Genomic DNA, 20,448 nt, shown 5'->3' with positions numbered 1-20,448 from the left:
CGCTTATTCGAGAACTTTGGGAACCAGGTACAACCCGCCGCGCGCCTCGGGCGCGAGCGCGAGAAACGCCTCGGCGCGGTCCGGCTCGGTCACCGCGTCGGCGCGCCAGGTGAGCGTCTGGTCGTGCGGATGCGCGAGCGGGGCGATGCCGTCGACCTTCGCCGCGCCGAGCTGATCGGCGAGATCGAGCACGCGGCTCAACTCGCCCGCGATCGGCGCCAATTCGTCCTCGCCGACGGCAAGCCGGGCAAGGCGGGCTATATGGCGCACGGTGGCGGCGTCGATGGACATGCGGGAAGCGCGAAGGGAAACTGGAACGATACCACACCTCGCCTCATTCCCCGTTGCGCGAACGGCATTCCGTAAAGTGCGGGGCTGCTGCGAACGACGTGCACCGCGCTGTGATGCGGCGGACGACTCGACGATTCAAAACCTCGCGCCGGAGGCCGAGGCTTTACTGAGAACGGCGTCGAGAAAATCGAGCAGCGAAGAGCGCTGCCGCTGGGTCATGCGTTCGAAAGCCGTCAGCAAACGGTATTGTTGCGGCGACAGGTTCCCGTACTCGACGGCGTCTTCCCTCGCCATCGTCGCAATCGGGTCCCCCTGAATCTTCGTGTCGCGACCGGTCGCCAGGTATTCGAAGGCCATGCCGGTGCGCCGGGCCAGGGCGGCGAGGTTTCCACGCTCGGCGCGGTTCCGCCTTCCTCTCCCATTGACCGACCGCGCTGCGCGTCACGTCGAGGTCCATCGCCAGTTGCTCCTGGGAAAGCGCGACCCGTTATCTCGCTTCACGCACCCGTTGATACAGCTTGGACATCGCCTTTGCGACCATTTTGCGGAAGGCAAGACAGATAGTCCTTCGGGCGCAAAGCGATCATTAGTATCATTTGTAAATTAATTTTTTGTTAGTGATATTGTCAGTGTCGTGCGACCTCGTTTGCGACGGCCTGCAGCGCGAATTCCGCGTTTCTCGCAGAAGCACATGCGAACGGCAGGGTTTTGCAGGTGCTAGCAGGGAACATCAGGGGCTGGAAATGCAGGGATCATTCGTCGACCGCATGCGTTCAGCGGTTCGATGCGGGCATGCGTGCGGCAGGCTCGCGAAAGCACCTACATTCTTCATCCAAATGAATGATGCGCGCGCGTCCAACATTCGCGTAGCGTACCTGTGCGCGCATCGAGGACATTGAAGCGATCCATTCCACGCAGATTCCGCGAAGTTGTCGATAGTGCATGATGGCGACAGGGGCCAGTGACGTGCTGGAACAGGGCGGTGACGAGTCCGTGATGGCCGATGCCGGCTTCGTCGGCGCCGGTGCCCGCGGGATGCCGCAGTGAGCTATGGCATCACCGACATAGGCGTTTACGTACCCGAGCATCGCATTTCGACCATGGCGCGCGCGCCCGCGCTCGGCGTTGCGGCGCGGACCCTGCAGCAGCGCATCGGTTTTCAGACACTCGCGCGCAAGTCCGATGGCGAAGATACGTCCGATCTGGCGCTGCGTGCCGTGCAGGATTTGCTGTGCCGCCAATCCATCGATCCCGCGGACATCGGTTGTCTCGTCGTCGTCACGCAGAACCCGGACGGCACCGGCATCCCGCAAGTTTCCGGGCTGCTGCACGGCAGGCTCGGCTGGCCGACCACGATACCCGCCTTCGACCTGTCGCTGGGCCGCCCGGGCTACGTCTACGGCTTGGCGGTGGTATCGAGCTTTCTGGCGATGCAGAACGCCAAGGCCGGCATTCTCGTCACGGCCGATCCGTACAGCAAGATCATCGATCCCGACGACCGCGGCACGGCGCTGCTGTTCGGCGACGGCGCCAGCGCCACGCTGATCGGGCGCAACGGCGCATGGCGGCTCGGCCGACAGGTGTGGCTGGAACGCGCCGAACGCATCCGCAGCCAACAGCCGAAGGACGAGTACAAGCTCTATGCCCTGCATGCACCGGAGGCGGAGTGCATCGGCAAGGGCAAGGCGCGCAAGCGGTACGAGTTCGGGGTCAAGGTGAGCATTGCGGTCACGGCCCGGAAGGGCCTGGTGGTGGATGCCCGCAGCTTCCCCGGCAATCCGTAGGATGGCGACACGCTGGAAGAGCAACTCGAACAGGTCAGGGTCGTCAGCGGCACGCAACCGAAGATGGCGATCGTGGACCTGGGCTATCGCGGGCGGGAGGTCGAGGGCGTCACGGTGCTGCACCGTGGCAAGCCGAAGTCGTTGACACGAAGGCAATGGGCGTGGGTGAAGCGACGGCAGGCGGTCGAGCCGGTGATCGGGCACCTGAAGGATGACTGTCGGTTGGGGCGTTGCCATCTGAAGGGGGCCGAAGGCGATGCTCTGCATGTGATCGCCTGCGAGGCGGGCTACAACATCCGCTGGCTGATGCGGTGGAACGCGTTTTTATGCGTCTGGATCCGGGAGCGCCTGCTGCCGCGCCTCGCTCGCCAATCAGTCGCACCTATCGTGCTCGCCTGCCGACACGGATACTTCAGGGGCGACTACTGAGCACTATCGCGCTCACCCTTGGGTCTTGGCGCGTCTCTCGGCGGTCACACCGGCTCAACTCAAAGCTAATCTTGCCAATGCCTGGCAGCAGTCTGCACCAAGGTCGCTCCTCAAGGCCGTAATGTCTGGCGACGGGAATGCCGCCTGACTCGTTGACCCGAGCCCTCTCCCCGCGACAAGCCAGCGGGCTAACCCGCCTCGCGCAGCGGCAGGCGCAGACGCGCGACGCAGCCGCTCGCGTCGCGGCGGTTTTCGAGCGCGAGCGAGCCGCCGTGCGCTTCGGCGATCTGCCGCGCGAGGACGAGGCCGATGCCCGAGCCGCCCGGCTTGGTCGTGAAGAACGGCACGAACAGGTTTTCGCTCGGCGGCAGGCCGGGGCCGTCGTCGACGATGTCGATGCGCCACGCGCCGTCGTCGCGTCGCCAGCGCAGCGCGACGTGGCCGCCGCCGGCGAGCGCGGCGTCGGTCGCGTTGCGCACGAGGTTGATGAGAGCCTGCTCGATCTGCTCGGGATCGGCGAAGGCCGGCGCCGGCAAGTCGCCGTCGGCCTGCACGGCGATGCGCTGTTCGAGCAGCGCCGCGCGCCGCGCCAGCGCAGCGAGATCGAATTCGCGCGGACTCGGCGGCGGCAGGCGCGCGAGTTGCGTGTAGCGCGCCATGAAGCGCGCGAGCGCCTCGGCGCGGTCGCCGATGACCTGCAGTCCGCCCTGCGCGTCGTCGCGCCAGTCGTGCGGCAGCGGTTCCTCGCCGACCAGCCTGGCCAGCGTGCCCGCCATGGAGCGGATCGGCGCGAGCGAGTTGTTGAGTTCGTGGCCGAGCACGCGCAGCAGGCGTTGCCAGGCGAGGCGTTCCTCTTCGCGCAGCGCGCGGGAAAGGTCGCTGATGACGAGCAGGTCGTGCGGACGGCCGTTCTCGCGGAAGCGCGCGTGGCGCACTTCCCAGCGTCCGCTGCCACCGGGGAAGTCGCGTTCGAGCAGTTTCACCCCGGCGATCGACAGACAGTCGGCGAGCGCGAGCGTTTGCGCGGTCTGACCGACCAGTTGCGCGGACGCAGCGCCGAGCAGGCGCTCCGCCGCCGGGTTGGCGAGTCGCAGTGTCGTCTCGTCGTCGAAGGCGATGACCGCGCTGTCGAGCGTCGCGACGACTTTCGCGAGCAGCGCGCCGCGTTCCTCGAACGACAGGCGCTGCTCGCGCAGGCGTTGCGAGAGCGCATTGATTTCGTGCACGACCTCGCCGACCGCATCGCCGCGCTGCGCGCGCGCGCCGCGCAGGCTGTAGTCGCCTTCGCGCAGCGCTTCGAGCAGGTTCGACAGCGTGTACAGCGGATACACGGCCTTGCGGCGCAGAAACAGCGCAAGCACGAACGTCACCGCGACCGCCGCGCCCCACAGTTCAAAAGCGCGCGCATCGTCGGGCAGGAAAGCGATGAGAGCGACGAGCAGCGCGAGCAGACCGGGCGCGGCGATCAGCAGCGCGCCGGCGAGCAGGCGCGTCTCGAAGGTCCAGCGCGGGCGGCGCGCGTTCACTCGATGGCGTACTTTTCCATGCGCCGGTACAGCGACGGCCGCGACAGGCCGAGCAGGGCGGCCGCGCGCTGGACGTTGCCGCCGGTGCGCTCGAGCGCCTCGCGCACGAGCTTCTCCTCGGCCGCATCGACGCTCATCGACTCGCTCGCGGCAAGCGCCGCCGCGCCGGCCAGCGCGTGCGTCGCCTCCGGGCGCAGGTTGAGCGCGGCTTCGTCGATGACCTCGCCGTCGAGCATGAGCACGGCGCGTTCGATCACGTGCGACAGCTCGCGCACGTTGCCGGGCCACGAGTACGCATCGAGCACACGCAGCGCCGCCGGCTCGAAGCGCGGCGCCTCGCGCTGGTAGCGCTGCGCGAAACGCGCGGCGAACGCCTGCGCGAGCAGGCCGATGTCCTGCTTGCGCTCGCGCAGCGGCGGCAGGCGCAGTTCGACCGTGTTGAGGCGGAACAACAAGTCCTTGCGGAACGCGCCGCGCGCGACGTCGACGGCGAGATTGGCATTGGTCGCCGAAATCAGGCGCACGTCCACCTTCAGCGTGCGCGACGAACCGACGCGCTCGAGTTCGCCGTCCTCGAGCACGCGCAGGAGCTTGGGCTGCTGCGCGGGCGGGATGTTGGCGATTTCGTCGAGGAACAGCGTGCCGCCGTCGGCGAGCTCGAAGCGGCCGATGCGGTCGCTCTTGGCGTCGGTGAACGCGCCCTTGACGTGGCCGAACATCTCGGCCTCGAACACCGAATCGGGAATGCCGCCCATGTTGACCTTGACCAGCGGCTTGTCCGCGCGCGCCGAACGCGCATGCAGCAGGCGCGCGACGACGCCCTTGCCGGTGCCGTTCTCGCCGAGGATGAGCACGTTGGCGTCGGTCGGCGCGACGCGCTCGACCTGCGCGAGCAGCTGCCGCATCGGTGCCGATTCGGCGATGAAGCCTTCGTCCTCGGCCGCACGCAGGATCTCGTTCTCGCGCTTGAGCCGCGCCGTTTCGCCGCGCGAGGCGGCGAGCGCGAGCTGGTTGCGCAATACGGTCAACAGACGCTGGTTGTCCCAGGGCTTCTCGATGAAATCGCCGGCGCCCAGGCGCATCGCCTCGACGGCGAGGTCGATCGAGCCCCACGCGGTCATGACGATGACCGGCAGTTCCGCGTCGGCCTTCTTGAGCGCGCGCAGCAGTTCGAGACCTTCCGTGCCCGAGGTCGTGTCGCGCGTGTAGTTGAGGTCGATCAGTGCCGCATCGAAGCGTTGCCTGTCGAACGCCTCGAGCGCCGCGCGCGGGCCGTCGACGCACGTGGCGTCGATGCGCTCGGCCTTGAACAGCAGGCGCAGCGCCTCGCGGATGTCGCGCTGGTCGTCGGCGATGAGCAGGGTGGGATGGGTCATTGCCACGGGTTGACGATATCGAGATCGAAGCGGGAGAAGTCGGCGACGTTGCGTGTCACGAAGGACAATCCGTGTTCGATCGCGGTCGCAGCGAGCAGCGCATCCATCAGCGGTCGCGGCTGGCCCACGCGCTTGCCCTCGCCGAGCAGACGCCCCCAACGAGCGGCAACGGCAGGATCGACATCGAGGATTCGGCCATCGAAATCCGGCAGGACTTCGTCGCGCAGCCATGCGCTCAATTTCCTCGCCTTGCCGGCATCGTCGAGGGCGGCGATACCTTGTTCGATCTCGGCCAACGTGGCGACCCCGAGAAACAGGCTTTCCGGCGCCGTCGCTCGAATCCATGCGCGAACTTTTGTCGAAGCGCGCGGGCGAGTCGCTTCGGAAATCACGCAGGTATCGAGCAGGTAGCCGCGAATCATCGGAGGTCCACGTCGCGGCCGGTCTCGCGCGATCGCTCGATGGCCAGATCGACCTTGGGCGCGCTTTCCCACCAACTCTTGCCGAAGGGTTTTCCGGCGCGCCGCATGCGGCGCAAATCCTCCAGCGAAATCATCGCGACCTCCGCCTTTCCGCGCACCGTGATGATTTGCATCCCTTGGGTCTTGGCCGCCTTCACCACTTCGCTCAAGCGATTCTTGGCTGTCTGCAATTGCCAGTTCATTGTATTTCCTCGATCTAGCCAGTCTGGCCAGATGATACACCCGCAGCCGTCTTGTCGATCCAACCGTCGGCCAGCCGCACCACGCGCTGCGCCTCCTTGCCGAACGCCTCGTTGTGCGTGACCTGCACGATGGTCATGCCTTCGCCGTGCAGTTCGTGCAGCAGGTCCATGATGCTGCGCGCCTGCGTGGAGTGCAGCGCGCCGGTCGGCTCGTCGGCGAGCAGCAGGCGCGGCCGGGTGATGACCGCGCGCGCCACCGCGACGAGTTGTTGCTGGCCGCCGGAAAGCTGCGAGGGAAACAAGTCCTTCTTGCCGACGATCTGGAAACGGTCGAGCAGGTCGCCGACACGCGCGGCGCGCTCTTTCGCCGGCACATCGCGATACTGCAACGGCAGGTCGAGGTTCTCCCACACCTTGAGATCGTCGATCAGGTGGTAGTGCTGGAAGATGAAACCGACCTTCTCGCGCTGCAACGCCTGACGCTTCTTCGCATCGAGTTTTTCGACCGCGACGCCGTCGAACGTGTAGCTGCCCTGCCAGTCGTGATCCATCAGCCCGAGCACGTTGAGCAGCGAGCTTTTGCCCGCGCCCGACGGCCCCATGACGCTGACGAATTCGCCCTCGCCGATGTCGAGGCCGATATTGCGCAGCACCCAGCTGCGGCCGCTGGCGAGGGGGAAGGATTTTTCGATCTGTCTCAACTGGATCATGTTCGATTCCGTGTTGCGCGGGAAGACGTGGAGAGTATGATGGAAACCATGTGTATTACGTCGTAGTGAGGTATTACATGTCCGTTTCGAGCATGACCAGCAAGGGCCAGGTCACCGTACCGGCGACGCTGCGGCGCGAATGGGGGCTTTGCGCCGGCGATCGCGTGCGCTTCGTGCGCAAGGGCAAACAGGTGGTGATCGAGCCGGTCGTGGAGCCGCCGATCGACTCGCTCTTTGGCATCGTCAAAGCGCCGCGCAGACGCGGCGTGGCCGATGTCGACGCGGCGCTCTCGCACGGCTTCGCGAAGCGCAAAGAGCGCTCCGTGAAGTGATCGCGCTCGACACCAACGTCCTCGTGCGCATTCTCGTGGACGACGCGGACGCGCCGCACCAGGTCGCCGCGACACGCGCGCGCATCGCCGCCGAGGACGCCGTCGTTGTCAGCCAGAGCGTGTTCCTCGAAACGATGTGGGTGCTCGAACGCAGCTACGGCATCGCGCGGCGCAGCGTGTGCGAGATCGCGCAAGCCTTGCTCGATCATCCGAAATACCGCATCGCCGACCACGCGCTGCTCGCGGACGCGCTCGCGATCCTGCGCGGCGCGCCGATCGGCTTCGGCGACGCGCTCGCGCTGGCGCATGCGCGCGCGAACGGCGCGACGCTGCTCAGCTTCGATCGCAAACTGACCCGGCTCGACGGCGTGGCGACGGTCTGATTTCATCGTGATCATTCGTCGCGCAACGCGACCACGGGATCGACGCGCGAGGCGCGCAGCGCCGGCAGCCAGCACGCGGCGACGCCGATCGCGGCGAGCACCACGGCGACCGCGGCAAGCGTCGGCAGGTCGAACGCGCCGACGTGATACAGCCGCGTCGAGAGCAGTCGCGCGAAGGCCCAGGCCAGCGGCACGCCGAGCGCAACGCCGACGACGATCAGACGCAAGCCCTGCGCGAGCACTTCGCGCAGCACGTTCGCGGCGCGCGCGCCGAGCGCCATGCGCACGCCGAATTCGGGCACGCGCTGGCGCACCGCGTAGGCGAGCACGGCGTAGAGGCCGACCGCGGCGAGCAGCAGCGCAATGCCGCCGAGCAGGCCGAGCAGGGAGTTCAGGCGCGCGCGATCCTTCAGCGTATCGGCAATGCGCTCGTTCAGCGCGACGATGGGACCGAGCGATTCCTTCGGCGCGATTTGCGCACCGAGCGCCTTCAGCGGCGCGACGAGCGCGGCCGGATCGGGCGTGGTGCGCACGACGAGCGCGGCATACGGCGGCGCCGGATCGGGCTGGTAGATCGACGGACGGTCCGGCGCCTCGTCGAGCGCGCGCTGCTTGAGCGTCGGCACCACGCCGACGATGGTGAGTTCGCGGTCGGGTTGGTCGCCGGCCACACCGATCTTGAAACGCTTGCCAAGCGGATCGGCGGTGCCGAAATGACGCTTGACGAACAACTCATCGACGATCGCGAGCGGTGCGCGGTTGCGCACTTCGTCCGCGTCGAACGCGCGGCCACGCAGGATGGGCACGGCGAGCGCCTTGAGATAGCCGGCGTCGATCTTCTGGTCGTAGGCAATGGGTTTGTCCTTGGCGTCTTCCTGGCCCGGCGGCGTGTAGTTGCTCGTGGCGATGCTCCTGCCGAACGGCACCATGCTGCCGAGTCCCGCCGCGGCGACGCCGGGCAGCGCACGCGCGCGTTCGACGAGTTCGCCGAGCCGCGCGCTGCGCAGTTCCGCGGTCGCGTCGGCGGGAACGAGGTCGTCGAGCGCGGCGTAGAGCAGATGGTCGCGCTGGAAGCCGACGTCCTCGGCGATCAGGTTTTGCGAACTGCGCAGCAGCACGCCGATGCCGAACAGCAGCGCGACGGTGAGCGCGACCTGTGCGACGACGAGCGTCTTGCGCGCGGCCTGCGCGGCGCCGCCCGCGGTCTGCCGCGAGCCGCCGTGGCGGATCATGTCGTTGAGGTTGCCGCGCTGCACGGACACGGCGACGAGCGCGAGCACGCCGCACAGCGCCAGCGCGAGCAACGCGGTCAGCGCCAGCGTCGGCGCGTCGATGCCGATCGCCTGTGGCGTGCCGGTCGGCAGCAGGTCGAAACGACGCAACAGCGCGAGGCCGGCCGGCAGCAGCGCGCAGCCGAGCAGCAGCGCGCCCGCGCAGAGCAGCGCCGCCTCGATCAGCGCCATGCGCGCGCGCCGCCACGGCGCGGCGCCGAGCGCGGCGGTCAACGCCGACTCGTGCCGTCGCGCCAGCGCGCGCGCGAGGAACAGGTTGGCGACGTTCGCCGCCGTCACCAGCCACACCATCGACACCGCGAGCAACATCAAGAGCAGCGCCCCGCGTCGTTCGCCGACCCACAGCGAGCGCAGCGGTTCGACGCGGATGCTGAAATTGCCGCCGAAGGCGCCATCGAGTTCCGCGATCGACTTGGCGATGCCCATCGCTTCACCGGCCGCTGCGCCCGCATCGGCGCCGGCGCGCAGTCGGCCGATGACCGACAAACCGTCGAAGTCGCCCGCGTGCGAACGCATGCGCTGTTCGGCGGTGAAATGCAGCGGTAGCCACAGCGCCGTCTTGCTCGACGGAAACACGAAGCCTTCGGGCATGATGCCGACGATGCGATAGTCCTCGTTCGCCACACGCATGCGCCGGCCGATCGCGTCGGCCGCACCGGCGAAGCGGCGCTGCCACTCGTCCCAGGAGAGGATCGCATTGCGCGCCGCGCCCGCGGCGGCGTCCTCGTCCGTGAACAGGCGGCCGAGCGCGGGCTGCGAGCCGAGCATACCGAACAGCGCGGGTTCCACGCTCGCCGTATGCAACGAACCGCTGCGGCGGCCGTCGTCGTCGCGCAGCGTCAGTTCACCGGTGCGATAGGCCGCGACGCCGTCGAGCGTGCGTGCGCCGTGTGCGATCTCCTCGCGCAGCGGCACCGACAGGCCGACGTCGAACGGAATGCCGAGGATGCGCGACTCGATCGTCACGAGGCGGTCGGACTGCGCGAACGGCAGCGGCTTGTAGAGCAGGCCGTAGACGACGCCGAACACGCAGGCGAACGCGCCGAAAGCGAGGCCGAGCAGCAGCAGCGAGGTCGCGCTGAAAGCCGGCGTGCGCCACAGGCGGCGCGACGCGGCGCGAAGATCGAAAAGGGTCATGTGGCCTCCGGGAAGACGGAATTGCGATGACGATGGACGGCCGGTGATGTGATAACATCAAATCCATGTTTTGATGCAAAGGCGATTTCCATGCGTACCACGCTTTCCATTGCGCAAGACGCGCTGCTCGTGGCGCGCCGGCTGGCCGAACGCGATCGCATCAGCCTCGGCGATGCCGTTTCCGAGCTCGTGCGCAGCGGCGCGCGCGCGCGCATCGCCGAGCCGGCGCAGAAACAGAAGCTGCGCGGACGTTTCGCGCTGCTGCCCGCACGCGACGAGGTCATCACGATCGAACACGTGCGCGAACTGATGGAGCGCGAAGGCATCTGATGCGTTGCCTGCTCGACGTCAACGTCTGGGTCGCGCTGTTCGATGACGCGCACATCGCCGCCGATCGCGCCAACGAATTCATCGTCACGCCGCGCCTGCGCATCGCAACCTGCCCGCTGGTCGAGAACGGCGTCATCCGCGTGCTGAACCTGCCGATGTACGGCCGCCGCGGCGCGGTCGGGCTCGACCGCGTGCGCCGCCAGCTTGCACGCGCCTGCGCCGAACTCGATCATGAGTTCTGGGCGGACGACGTCAGTCTGCGCGACGATCGCGTCGCTGACTTCTCGCGCGTACACGGCCACAACCAGATCACCGATCTCTATCTGCTCGCGCTCGCCGTCAAGCACGGCGGCACGCTGGTCACGTTCGACCAGGGCATCTCGCTCGATGCCGTGCGCGGCGCGAAGCCGAAGCATCTGCGCATTCTGTAACGCCGCGGATCGCGCCGAATCATTCACGCCGCAGCGCCTCGACCGGATCGGTTGCCGCCGCCCGTCGTGCCGGCAGCCAGCAGGCGAACAATGCGATCGCGGCGACCAGCGCCAGCGCCGCGCCCCAACTCGCCGGGTCGTCGTAGCCGATGCCGAACAGCTTGTCGGCGAGCAGCCGCGCGAGCGCGATGCCGAGCGCCGCGCCGAGTGCGAGTCCGGCGACGATGAGCGCGCCGCCCTGGCGCAGCACGAGGTTGCGCACGCGCGCCGGCGTGGCGCCGAGCGCCATGCGCACGCCGAGTTCGGCGGTGCGGCGGCGGATCGCGAAGCCGAGCACGGCGGCAAGGCCGACCGCGGCGAGCGCGAGCGTGATCGCGGCGAACGCGCCGATGGTCTCGACCAGTCCGCGGCGCGCGGCGAAGCTGGCCTCGACGCGCTGCGCGAGCGGCTGGTCGAACGCGATGGCCGCATCGGGCGCGACTTCGTGGACCAGCCGACGCAGCGGTTCGACCAGACTCGCGGCATCGACGTCCGCGCGCACGAGCAGCACGAACACCGGGAACGGGAAACTCTCCACGCGGTAGATCGTCGGCATGTCGGTCGCTTCGTCGAGCGCGTTGTTCTTGACGCTGCGCACGACGCCGACGATCGGCACCGTGACCGGTTTGCTGCCGCCCGTCTCGATGTTGGCACGCAGCGGATCGCGCCCGGCGAGGTAGCGACGCACGTAAAGTTCGTCGACGACGACCGCGCTCGTGCCGCCGTCGTCGCGCACGTCCGCCGCGGCCAGCGTGCGGCCGCTGCGCAGCGCGATGCCGAGCGTGGCGAAGTAGTCCGGCGAAACGGTCCGCTCGCGCAACTGCTGCGGCTCGCTTTGCCCCGGCACATGCGCCGTGATGAACGAATCGCCGCCGCTGAACGGCGCGATCCCTGTCGTCGCCGCATGGCTTACGCCGGGCAGCGCTTTCGCGCGCGCCAGCAGTCGGGCCACGGCGGATTTCAGTTCGGTGTCGTTGCGCGGGTCGTAATCCGGCTGCTGCCGCGCCGGCGAAGCGAAGGTGAAGTCGATGCCTGCCATCACCACGCCGCGTTCGTCGAAGCCGCGATCGACTTCCAGCACGTTGACCGCGCTGCGCAACAGCAGCATCGCGCTGCCGAGCAGGGCGGTGGTCAGCATCACCTGCGCGACCAGCAACGCCGGCCGCAATTTGCCAAGTCCGCCGGCCGTACCGTGCGCGGACAGTTCGGCGCGGCCGCGCAGTGCGCGCGCGGCGAGCAGCGCGGTCAGCATCGCCAGCGCGACGATGACGGTGCCGCCGGCGAGCGTCGTCGCATCGAAACCGGCCTCCACCGGCATGCCCTCCGGCAACAGGCGTCGCGCCGCGAGCAGGCGCAGGCCGGGGCCGACCAGCGCGAGGCCCGCGGCGACGCCGGCCAGCGTCGGCGGCAACAGGTCGCGCAGCGCTTGCGCCGCGATCGCGCCTTCGCCCGCGCCGAGCGCGCGGCGGATGTCGAACTCGCTGCGACGGCCGAGCAGGCGATCGAGCTGCAGGTTGACGAGGTTCGCGCCGACCGCGAGCAGCAGGATCAGCGCCGCGAATTGCAGCATCGCCAGTGCCTGCGCGTGCCGCGCGAAGAAATGCTCGCGCCACGGTTCCGCCTGCGGCTGCGGCTCCAGGCTGGCGAACGTCGCGGCGAAATCGCCGAGGCTCTTGCCGCCGTCGTAGACGCGATCGACCGCGGCGCGCGCCTGCGCGAGCGTCGCGCCGTCGGCGAGGCGCGCGACCACGTCGAGTTCGCCGACGCCATCGACCGCCGGCTTTTGCGCCGGCGGCACGAACGGCCGCCACGCATCGGTCTGCGTGTCGGGAAACGCGAAGCCGCGCGGCATCACGCCGACGATCGTGTCGGTGCGCTCGCCGAAACGCACTTTGCGGCCGACGATGTTCGGGTCGGCGTTGAAGCGGCGTCGCCACGCCGCATCGGAAATCACCAGCACGCGATCGGCGCCGTCGTGCGCGTCGTCGGCTTCGATGCCGCGACCGAGCGCGGGAGAAACGCCGAGCACGGCATCGAGCTGCGGCGTCGCCTGCGCGATGCGCCACGACCGACCTTCGTCGTCGCTGCGCGTGCGGTTGGCATCGACGTAGCCGGCGACGCCGCGAAACGTCGCCGTGTCGCGCGCGAGTTCGGCGCGATACAGTTCGCTGAGATTGCTCTCGCTGTCGATTTTCGTCAGCTTCAATTGCAGACGCACGAGGCTGTCGTCGGCCGCGTACGGCAGCGACTTCCAGCGCAGCGTATCGATCGCGCCGAACACCGTCGCGTTGATCGCGGTCACCGCGGCGACGAGCGCGAACACGGTCAGCGCGAACGCGGGCGAGCGCAGTTGGCGGCGCAGCATCTCGTGGAAGTTCATCGTCGATTCTCCAATCGTTCAATCGTGCCGCAACGCAACCATCGGATCGACGCGCAGCGCGCGACGCGCGGGGACGAGCGCGGCGAGCGACGCGGCGATGCCGAGCACGAGCAGCGCGGCGAGCACGGCCGGCAGGCTGCCGGGTTCGATCGTGCGCAGCGACGCGCCGAGCGTGTGCGCGAACGGCACGCCGACGGCAACGCCGAGGGCGAGGCCGAGCGCGAGTTGGACGAAGGTACGCGCGAACAGGCTGCGCAGCACGCCGCGTCGCGAGGCGCCGAGCGCGCGGCGCACGCCGATCTCGCGCGTGCGCTGGCCGACCGCGAACGCCATCACGCCGTAGAGGCCGGCGGCGGCGAGCAGCAGCGCGATCGCGCCGAACGCGGTAAAGCTGCGCGCGACGCTGCGCTCGCCGAAGCTCATCGCGCGCGCGATCGCGGCCGGGTCGCGAATCCAGTACAGCGGCGTGTCGGCGTCGACGTCCTTCATCACGGCGGCGAGGCGCGGCGCGAACGCCATCGCATCGCCGCGCGTGCGCACGGCGATGCTGGCGATCTTGAACGGCGATTGACGCAGCGGCACCAGCAGCGCCGGCGGCGGCGCGTTGCCGGGCGCGTCGAGCGCGATGGAGCCGATCACGCCGACGACGGTCACCGTGGCGCCGGCCGGATCGCGCGGGTCGATGCGGAAGCGCTTGCCGAGCACGTCCGCACCGCCGCCGTAGCGTTCGACGAAACGGCGATCGACGACCGCGACGCGCGTGCCGTCGGCGCCGTCGCGGCCGTCGAAAAAGCGGCCTTCCTGCAAGGCCACGCCCCAGGTGCCGGGGAAACGGTCGTCGACCGCCGCGTAGGCGGTCTGCGGCAGCGCACCGTCGGCGGCCACCGCGCCGTCGGGCAGTACGTCGCGCATCTCGTTGTAGTACGTGCCGGGCAGGGCGGTGCCGACGCTGGCGTCGACGGCGTCGGCCTCGCCGCGCAGGCGCTCGCCGAGGCGTTCGTACAGGCGCGCCTGGTCGGCCGCGCGCGGATACGTGCTCGCGGGCAGCAGCACGCGCGCGGTGAGCAGGTGCGCGGCGTCGATGCCGAGGTCGGCGTGTTCCAGCGCGGCGATGCCGCGCGCGAGCGTGCCGACGCAGATCACCAGCGCGCACGACAGCGCCACTTCGGCGACGACGAGCACGCGGCTCACGCGCGCGAAGCCGGCATTGCCCGCGCCGCGCGCGCCGCCCTCGGCCAGGGCCGGCGCCAGCGCCGTGCGGCCGGCCTGCAGCGCGGGCACGATGCCGCTCGCGAACGCGGTCGCGAGCGCGGCCGCCAGCGCCAGCGCGAGCACCGCGCCGCCGATGCGGAAATGCAGCCAGAGCAGGGTGAATTCCGATTCGCGCAGGCTCGCTTCCTGCCACGCCAGCGCCGCGCGCGCGACGAGCAGCGCGACGGCGAGCGCGGCGAGGGCGAGGATGAGGCCTTGCGCGAACACGTTCGCGACGAGCCGCGCGCGGCCCGCGCCGAGCGCCACGCGCAGGGCGAGTTCGCCGCGTCGCGCCAGCGTGCGCGTCAGCAGCAGGTTCGCCGCGTTGGCGCAGGCGATCAGCAGCACCATGAACACCGCGGCGAGCATCAGGCCGAGCATGGCGCGCGTGGTGCGGTCCATCACCATCGTCGCGAGCGGTTCGACCTGCGGATGCAGGTCGCGAAAGCGCGCCGGGTCCGCGCGCGCGGCGTCGGCGAACCATGCCTCGAACGCGGCGCGCACCTGCGCGTCGCGGATGCCGGCATGCCGGCGCAGCACGACCCACCAGGCGTATTCGTCGCGCGTCGCCGCCGGCGCCAGCGTCGCCGCCTGCCAGATTCTGCTCGCGGCGCGGATACGAAAAATCCTTCGGCATCACGCCGACGACGACGGCGGGTTTCGCGTCGAGCCGGACCGTGCGGCCGACGACGCCGGGGTCGCCGCCGTAACGGCTTTGCCAGACTTCGTACGACAGCATCGCCACGGCCGGCGCACCCGGCTTTTCGTCGGCATCGGAAAACTCGCGGCCGACGAGCGGCGCCACGCCGAGCACGCGGAACAGATTCGCGCTGACGTGCGCGCCGTTGTAGCGCTGCGGCAGGTCGAGGTCGGAGAGGTTCATCGTCGAGCGCGCCGCGACGGCGACATCGGCCACGTCCGCGAGACTGCGCCGGATGCCGAGCACATCCTGATCGGACACCGGGAACACGTCGCCGAGCCCGCCGTCGCCGAAGAATCCGGCCTGATACAGCTCGTCCGGCGCGGCGAACGGCAGCGGTCGCAGCGCGAAACCGTCGAGCAGCGCGAGCATGAACACCACGCAGGCGAGCCCGGCCGCGAGCACGCCGACGACGAGCGCGGAAAACGCGGGCCGCGCGAGGATGCCGCGCAGCGCGTAGCGGCATTCGGTGAGGGCGATTTGCAGCATGGGCGTTCTCCCGTCAATCGTGGCGCAAGGCGACGGCCGGATCGATGCGCACCGCGGCGCGCGCGGGCACGTAGCAGGCCGGCAGCGCGACGAGGCCGAGCACGAGACCCGCCGCGGCGAACGCGAGCACGTCGCCGGGTTGCGCGCCGAACAGCAGGCCGGAAACGAGCACGGCGAGGCCGACGCCGATCGCTTCGCCGGCGACGAGGCCGATGCCGACCAGCCGGCCGCCGCGCCAGAGCACGTCGCGCAGCACGCGCCTGGGCGCGGCGCCGAGCGACAGGCGGATGCCGATCTCGCGCGTGCGGCTGGCGACGTGGAACGCGATCAGTCCGTACAGGCCGATCGCGGCGAGCAGCAGGCCCAATGCGCCCAGCGCGCCGGCGACGAGGCCGGCGATGCGCTGCGGCAGCAGCGACAGCGCCAGCGTGTCCGCGAGCGGATGCGTCTGCGCGACCGGCAGCGAGCGATCGACTTCGCGCACCGCGTCGGCGAGCGCACGCGCGAGCGCGGGCGAATCCTGCGCGCTGCGCACGAGCAGGCTTGCCATTGCCGACGGCGACTGCGCCAGCGGCAGGAACAGGAACGGCTGTTTGTCCTCGCCGAGCGACGAATACTTGCCGTCGGGCACGACGCCGACGATGGTCAGCGTACGCGCGTCCTTGTCCTCGCCGTAGGCGAAGCTGCGCCCGAGCGCGTCGCCGTCGGGCGCGAGGCGCTTGGCCAGCGTTTCGTTGACGACGGCCACGTTGGTTCCGCCGGCGACGTCGTGCGTGTCGAAACCGCGTCCGCGCAGCGACATGCCGAGCGTGGCGAAGAAGCCGTCACTGACGAGGTTGACGTCGGGGCACAACTCGTCCTTGCCGAAACCCGCGCCATGCACGCAGCCGATGCTCATGCGGTTGAAACTCAGCGGCAGGATCGACGCGAGTGCGGCCTGTTCGACGCCGCCGATCGTGCGCACGCGCTCGAGCAGCGCGGTTTGCAGGCGCGCGCGATGGGCTTCGTCGTAGCCGCTCGGCTCGAGGTCGAAATCCATGCTGACGACATGGTTCGCGTCGAAGCCGATGTCGATGGCCGCCGCGCGTTCGAGCGCGCGCACGAACAGGCCCGAACCGATCAGCAGTACCAGCGTCAACGCGATCTGCACGACGACCAGGCCTTCGCGCAGGCGCGAACCACGGCTGCTCGTGCGGTCGGCGACGAGCGCGCCGCCGGTCGCCGGCGCCTGCTTGGATGCGCGCAGCGTCGGCAACGCGCCGAACAGAAGCGCGGTCGCCGCGGTCAGCAGCAACGCGAAGGCGAACACGGAACCGTCGAACGGAATGCGCGGGCTGACCGGGAACGGCGTCGGCACGTCCACGCGCAGCAGCAGATCGCGCCACCACGTCGCGAGCAGGATGCCGAGCGTGCCCGCGCCGAGCGCAAGCCAAAGGTTTTCGGCGAACAACTGGAAGAACACGCGGCCGCGGCTCGCGCCGAGCGCGAAGCGCACCGCGATTTCCTGCCGGCGCGTCTCGCCGCGCGCGATGAGCAAGCCGGCGACGTTGACGCAGGCGACGAGCAAAATCATGCCGACCATCGCGAACAGCAATCCGGAAAATGCGCCGAGCGGGCCGCGCACTTCCGTCGGCACGCCGCGCAGCGGCGCGACGCCGATGCCGGATTTCTTGTCGTCGCTGCCGTACTCCGCGTCGAGGCGCTGCTTGATCGTCGCCAGTTCCGCCTGCGCCTGCGCGACATCGACGCCATCGTGCAAACGTGCGCCGGTCATCAGCCACAGCGACTTCCTCGACGAGAGGAGATCCTTCGAGCCTTCGCGCAGCAGCGTGCGGTTGTGCAGCGGCAGATAGAACTCGGGCGCGAGCACGGCGATCTGCCCGTTGAACGTGTGCGCGGCGACGCCGATCAGCGTGAACACGTGGCCGTTGATCGATACCGTCTTGCCGACCGCGGCCGGGTCCGCGTTGAAATACTTCTGCCACGCCGCGTAACTCGCCACCGCGACCGGCGGCGCGGCGTCGGTGTCGTCGATCGCGGAAAGCACGCGGCCCAATTCGGGCGGCACGCGCAGCGTCGAAAAATACGAACCGCTGACGAGCAGGCCGAGCGCGCGGTGCGGATCGCCGCTACTGGTCACGTTGAGCGCCTCGGGCGAGTACGCATACGTGCCGTCGAGCGACTTCGCGGCGGAGTAGTCGAGGAAATCCGGATACGAAATCGTGTCCATGCCCTCGCCGTTGTGCGTGCGGCCGATTTCGACGAGCCGATCCGGCGCGCCGATGCCTTGCACCGGCGACAGCAGCAGCGCATGCACGACGCCGAACAGCGTCGTGTGCGCGCCGATGGCAAGGCCGAGCGTGAGGATCGTGACGAAGGCGAAGCCGGGCCGTGCGAGCAGCGTGCGCAGACCGTAACTCAAATCCTGCATCGTGTGGTTGAACATCATGGGTTCCTCGGTTGATGCAATGGAATCTGGGAATCGAAAACGCCATCAACCCAACGCCTCGCGCGGCGCGACCGCGCACGCGCGCCGCGCGGGCGCGAGGCAGGCGGCGACGACGGTGCCGAGCAGTACGGCGGCGACGGCGGCGAAGGTGAGCGGATCGCCCGCGCCGACGCCGTAGAGCTGCCCGCCGAGCACGCGCGTGCCGGCGAGCGCAAGCGCGAGGCCGGCGGCGATGCCGATGCCGCCGATGGCGAGTCCCGCGCGCAGCACGAGGCTCGCGATGCGCGTGCGCGTCGCGCCGAGCGCCTGGCGCAGCGCGAATTCGTGTTCGCGCTGGCCGACGGCGAAGGCCATGAGTCCGTACAGTCCGCCGACGGCGAGCGTGAACGCGACGACGGCGAACGCGCCGAGCAAAATCAAACTGAAGCGGCGGTCGGCGAGCGCGGCGGCGCGCAGTTCCGACAGCGGCGCGAGCGCGTGCGGGATGTCGGCCGCGTCGCGGTCGAGCGTTGCTTGCAGCGTCGGCGCGAGCGCGGCGAGCGGCAGCGTGGAGCGCACGACGAGGTTGAACTGCGCGGCGGAAACCGGGCGCTGCGCCAGGTTCACGTAGACCGCGCCGGTCGGCGCGCGGTCGAGGCGGTTTTCGCGCACGTCGCCGACCACGCCGACGATGGTGAGCGGATGCGTGTCGCCGTCCATGTTGCCGTACTGGATGCGCTTGCCGATCGGATCATCGTTGCCCCAGGTCGCGCGTGCGGCGGCGGCGCTGATGAGGGCGACTTGCGCGCCGTCGTCGCGATCGCGCGCGTCGAAGCCGCGGCCGGACAAAATCTTGATGCCGACGGCCTTGAAATAATCTTCGCTGGCGACGCGGAACTCGGCGTGGCCGATGGGTTTGGGGCCGCGCAGAAAATCGCTGACGCTGCCGTCCCAGAACGATCCGTCCGCGCCGCCTTTGCCGAGTGGCAGCGCGTTGACGCCGCCGACGGCGCTGACGCCGGGCACGGCGCGCAGCGTGTCGATCAGCGCCTGATAGCGTCGCGCGGTGTCGGCGGCGCCGTTCGCATCGCGCGCGGACGGTTGCGACAGCGACACGCCGATGGCGCTCATCGCATCGAAGCCGGGATCGACCGCGAGCAGCGCGACGAAGCTGCGCCCGAGCAAACCCGCGCCGATCAGCAGCGCGGTGGTCAACGCCGTCTGGCCGATCAGCAGCGACGCGCGCAGGCGCAGATGCGTGCGGCTCGCGGATTGGCCACGCCCGCTTTCGCGCAACGCCGCGTTCGTCTGGCGATGACGTTGGCCGAGCAGCACGGCGGCGCCGGTGACGCAGGCGATGGCGAAGGCGGCGAACACGGCGAGCGCAAGCGCGCTGCCGTCGAGACCGACTTCCGCCGCGCGCGGCAAATGCGCGCCGCCGCCGTGGACGAGCAGCTTGATCGCCGCCCACGCCAACGCGATGGCGAATACGCAAGCCGCGCTCGCGATCAGCGCGCCTTCGGCGAACACCTGGCACGCGAGTCGCGCGCGGCTCGCGCCAAGCGCGGCGCGCACGGCGAGTTCGCGCGCTCGCGCACCGTTCAACGCCAGCAGCAGATTGGCGACGTTGGTCACCGCGATCAAAAGCAGAAACAGTGTGCCGGCACCGAGCAGCAGCAGCGCGCTGCGCACGGGCGCGGCGATCGCATCGGCGAGCGGCGTCACGCCGAAACCGCGCAGGTCGATCTTCTCGCCGTATTCACCGGCGAGCCGCGTCGCCAGCGTACCCGCCGCGAGTTGCGTCTGCGCGAGCGTGGCGTCGTCGCGCAAGCGCGCGATCGCCGACCAGTTGTGCGCGCTGCGCGAACTGCCGGGGTCGTCGGTGAATGGCGTCCACACCGCCGCGCCGACGGGGAAATCGAAACCGGCCGGCATCACGCCGACCACGCTGGACGCATCGCCGTCCACGTCGAGCGGCTGGCCGATCACGTCGGCGCGGCCGCGAAACAGGCTTTGCCAGAGCGCGTGCGAAATCACCGCGACGTGCCCGCGTTCGCGCGCATCGAAAACGCGCCCGAGCGCCGGTGCTGCGGCCAGCACGCGGAAGAAATCGCCGCCGACCAGCGCGATGTCGGCGCTGCGCGACGCGCTGCCGCTGGCGATGGTGGCATCGCCGCCGCCGTAGTACGCGCTCGCGGTGAACGGCTCGCTGGCGACGAGATCGGCGTAATTCGGATACGCCAGCGGCATCGAATGCCCATCGGCGGCGAGCTCGCGCAAGCTGACGATGCGCTCGGCGTGCGGATAGGCAAGATCGCGCAGCAGGACCGCGTCGATCACGGCGTAAATCGCCAGCGCCGCGCCGAGGCCGAGCGCGAGCGTGGCGATGGCGAATGCCGTGGTGCCGAGATGCGCGCGCAGGCTGCGCGCGGCGAACTTCAAATCCTGCAGCCAGTTCATGTGTGGCCCTCCGCAA

15 protein-coding genes and 4 pseudogenes are annotated in these 20,448 nt (G+C 69.6%); 6 read left to right on the top strand and 13 right to left on the bottom strand.

Annotation, left to right across the window (positions count from 1 at the left end; genetic code table 11):
* Window positions 1-3: 3 nt before the first annotated feature.
* A complete protein-coding gene (gatC, locus tag QM741_RS05800; RefSeq protein WP_415206778.1) occupies window positions 4-291 on the bottom strand; it encodes an Asp-tRNA(Asn)/Glu-tRNA(Gln) amidotransferase subunit GatC in 288 nt (95 codons plus the stop codon).
* A 180-nt stretch (window positions 292-471) separates the two neighbouring features.
* Window positions 472-817 (bottom strand): annotated as a pseudogene (locus QM741_RS05795) (helix-turn-helix transcriptional regulator); the annotation flags it as partial.
* 574 nt (window positions 818-1,391) lie between these two features.
* On the opposite strand from QM741_RS05795, the pseudogene QM741_RS05790 reads away from it, so the two are divergent.
* A pseudogene (locus tag QM741_RS05790) lies at window positions 1,392-1,787 on the top strand (hypothetical protein); the annotation flags it as partial.
* A gap of 84 nt (window positions 1,788-1,871) precedes the next feature.
* Window positions 1,872-2,417 (top strand): annotated as a pseudogene (locus QM741_RS05785) (transposase); the annotation flags it as partial.
* Window positions 2,418-2,692: 275 nt separating this feature from the next.
* Here QM741_RS05785 and QM741_RS05780 read toward each other — a convergent pair.
* The 5 genes from QM741_RS05780 to QM741_RS05760 are packed head-to-tail and all read right to left on the bottom strand — an operon-like array spanning window position 2,693 to window position 6,780.
* Window positions 2,693-4,030, bottom strand: a complete 1,338-nt coding sequence (locus tag QM741_RS05780) for a sensor histidine kinase (RefSeq protein WP_415206777.1) — start codon at window positions 4,028-4,030, stop codon at window positions 2,693-2,695.
* Complete coding sequence (locus QM741_RS05775) at window positions 4,027-5,406, bottom strand: sigma-54-dependent transcriptional regulator (RefSeq protein ID WP_415206776.1); 1,380 nt, start codon at window positions 5,404-5,406, stop codon at window positions 4,027-4,029. The genes QM741_RS05780 and QM741_RS05775 overlap by 4 nt, the downstream gene beginning before the upstream one ends.
* Window positions 5,403-5,828 carry a type II toxin-antitoxin system VapC family toxin gene (locus QM741_RS05770; RefSeq protein WP_415206775.1) on the bottom strand — a complete coding sequence of 142 codons (426 nt, stop codon included), beginning with the start codon at window positions 5,826-5,828 and terminating at the stop codon, window positions 5,403-5,405. The genes QM741_RS05775 and QM741_RS05770 overlap by 4 nt, the downstream gene beginning before the upstream one ends.
* Complete coding sequence (locus QM741_RS05765) at window positions 5,825-6,070, bottom strand: type II toxin-antitoxin system prevent-host-death family antitoxin (protein WP_415206774.1); 246 nt, start codon at window positions 6,068-6,070, stop codon at window positions 5,825-5,827. The genes QM741_RS05770 and QM741_RS05765 overlap by 4 nt, the downstream gene beginning before the upstream one ends.
* A gap of 14 nt (window positions 6,071-6,084) precedes the next feature.
* Complete coding sequence (locus QM741_RS05760; protein ID WP_415206773.1) at window positions 6,085-6,780, bottom strand: ABC transporter ATP-binding protein; 696 nt, start codon at window positions 6,778-6,780, stop codon at window positions 6,085-6,087.
* A 92-nt stretch (window positions 6,781-6,872) separates the two neighbouring features.
* Here QM741_RS05760 and QM741_RS05755 point away from each other — a divergent pair, with 92 nt between their 5' ends.
* Window positions 6,873-7,112, top strand: a complete 240-nt coding sequence (locus QM741_RS05755) for an AbrB/MazE/SpoVT family DNA-binding domain-containing protein (RefSeq protein ID WP_415206772.1) — start codon at window positions 6,873-6,875, stop codon at window positions 7,110-7,112.
* Window positions 7,109-7,495 (top strand): PIN domain-containing protein, encoded by a 387-nt coding sequence (locus QM741_RS05750; protein WP_415206771.1) that lies wholly within the window; start codon window positions 7,109-7,111, stop codon window positions 7,493-7,495. Before QM741_RS05755 ends, QM741_RS05750 begins: the two co-directional genes overlap by 4 nt.
* An 11-nt stretch (window positions 7,496-7,506) precedes the next feature.
* Here the strand turns inward: QM741_RS05750 and QM741_RS05745 are convergent, their stop codons facing one another.
* A complete protein-coding gene (locus QM741_RS05745) occupies window positions 7,507-9,924 on the bottom strand; it encodes an ADOP family duplicated permease (RefSeq protein ID WP_415206770.1) in 2,418 nt (805 codons plus the stop codon).
* Window positions 9,925-10,014: 90 nt separating this feature from the next.
* On the opposite strand from QM741_RS05745, the gene QM741_RS05740 reads away from it, so the two are divergent.
* Both QM741_RS05740 and QM741_RS05735 read left to right on the top strand, forming a co-directional pair.
* On the top strand, window positions 10,015-10,254 hold the full coding sequence (locus tag QM741_RS05740) for a hypothetical protein (protein ID WP_415206769.1): 240 nt from the start codon (window positions 10,015-10,017) through the stop codon (window positions 10,252-10,254).
* Entirely contained in the window at window positions 10,254-10,685 is a 432-nt protein-coding gene (locus QM741_RS05735) for a TA system VapC family ribonuclease toxin (RefSeq protein ID WP_415206768.1), read from the top strand. The genes QM741_RS05740 and QM741_RS05735 overlap by 1 nt, the downstream gene beginning before the upstream one ends.
* Window positions 10,686-10,704: 19 nt before the next feature.
* Here the strand turns inward: QM741_RS05735 and QM741_RS05730 are convergent, their stop codons facing one another.
* The 5 genes and pseudogenes from QM741_RS05730 to QM741_RS05710 all read right to left on the bottom strand — a co-directional run bounded on the left by QM741_RS05730 (window position 10,705) and on the right by QM741_RS05710 (window position 20,432).
* Window positions 10,705-13,104 (bottom strand): FtsX-like permease family protein, encoded by a 2,400-nt coding sequence (locus QM741_RS05730; protein WP_415206767.1) that lies wholly within the window; start codon window positions 13,102-13,104, stop codon window positions 10,705-10,707.
* Between the two features lie 18 nt (window positions 13,105-13,122).
* Window positions 13,123-14,895 carry an FtsX-like permease family protein gene (locus tag QM741_RS05725; RefSeq protein WP_415206766.1) on the bottom strand — a complete coding sequence of 591 codons (1,773 nt, stop codon included), beginning with the start codon at window positions 14,893-14,895 and terminating at the stop codon, window positions 13,123-13,125.
* Between the two features lie 142 nt (window positions 14,896-15,037).
* Window positions 15,038-15,427, bottom strand: a pseudogene (locus QM741_RS05720) (ABC transporter permease); the annotation flags it as partial.
* 130 nt (window positions 15,428-15,557) lie between these two features.
* On the bottom strand, window positions 15,558-17,990 hold the full coding sequence (locus tag QM741_RS05715) for an ABC transporter permease (RefSeq protein WP_415206765.1): 2,433 nt from the start codon (window positions 17,988-17,990) through the stop codon (window positions 15,558-15,560).
* A gap of 48 nt (window positions 17,991-18,038) precedes the next feature.
* Window positions 18,039-20,432 (bottom strand): ADOP family duplicated permease, encoded by a 2,394-nt coding sequence (locus QM741_RS05710; protein ID WP_415206764.1) that lies wholly within the window; start codon window positions 20,430-20,432, stop codon window positions 18,039-18,041.
* Between the last annotated feature and the right edge of the window lie 16 nt (window positions 20,433-20,448).

The organism is Rudaea sp. (genome assembly GCF_047601565.1).
GTDB lineage: Bacteria > Pseudomonadota > Gammaproteobacteria > Xanthomonadales > Rhodanobacteraceae > Rudaea.
Note: the sequence above shows the minus strand (reverse complement) of the source record. Positions and strands in the feature narration are given on the sequence as shown.

What these genes read in the sequence shown, in the direction of transcription:
- gatC (WP_415206778.1), bottom strand. Translation starts at nt 291, where the DNA reads ATGTCCATCGACGCCGCCACCGTGCGCCATATAGCCCGCCTTGCCCGG.
- QM741_RS05775 (WP_415206776.1), bottom strand. Translation starts at nt 5,406, where the DNA reads ATGACCCATCCCACCCTGCTCATCGCCGACGACCAGCGCGACATCCGC.
- QM741_RS05770 (WP_415206775.1), bottom strand. Translation starts at nt 5,828, where the DNA reads ATGATTCGCGGCTACCTGCTCGATACCTGCGTGATTTCCGAAGCGACT.
- QM741_RS05765 (WP_415206774.1), bottom strand. Translation starts at nt 6,070, where the DNA reads ATGAACTGGCAATTGCAGACAGCCAAGAATCGCTTGAGCGAAGTGGTG.
- QM741_RS05760 (WP_415206773.1), bottom strand. Translation starts at nt 6,780, where the DNA reads ATGATCCAGTTGAGACAGATCGAAAAATCCTTCCCCCTCGCCAGCGGC.
- QM741_RS05755 (WP_415206772.1), top strand. Translation starts at nt 6,873, where the DNA reads ATGACCAGCAAGGGCCAGGTCACCGTACCGGCGACGCTGCGGCGCGAA.
- QM741_RS05745 (WP_415206770.1), bottom strand. Translation starts at nt 9,924, where the DNA reads ATGACCCTTTTCGATCTTCGCGCCGCGTCGCGCCGCCTGTGGCGCACG.
- QM741_RS05740 (WP_415206769.1), top strand. Translation starts at nt 10,015, where the DNA reads ATGCGTACCACGCTTTCCATTGCGCAAGACGCGCTGCTCGTGGCGCGC.
- QM741_RS05735 (WP_415206768.1), top strand. Translation starts at nt 10,254, where the DNA reads ATGCGTTGCCTGCTCGACGTCAACGTCTGGGTCGCGCTGTTCGATGAC.
- QM741_RS05730 (WP_415206767.1), bottom strand. Translation starts at nt 13,104, where the DNA reads ATGAACTTCCACGAGATGCTGCGCCGCCAACTGCGCTCGCCCGCGTTC.
- QM741_RS05715 (WP_415206765.1), bottom strand. Translation starts at nt 17,990, where the DNA reads ATGTTCAACCACACGATGCAGGATTTGAGTTACGGTCTGCGCACGCTG.
- QM741_RS05710 (WP_415206764.1), bottom strand. Translation starts at nt 20,432, where the DNA reads ATGAACTGGCTGCAGGATTTGAAGTTCGCCGCGCGCAGCCTGCGCGCG.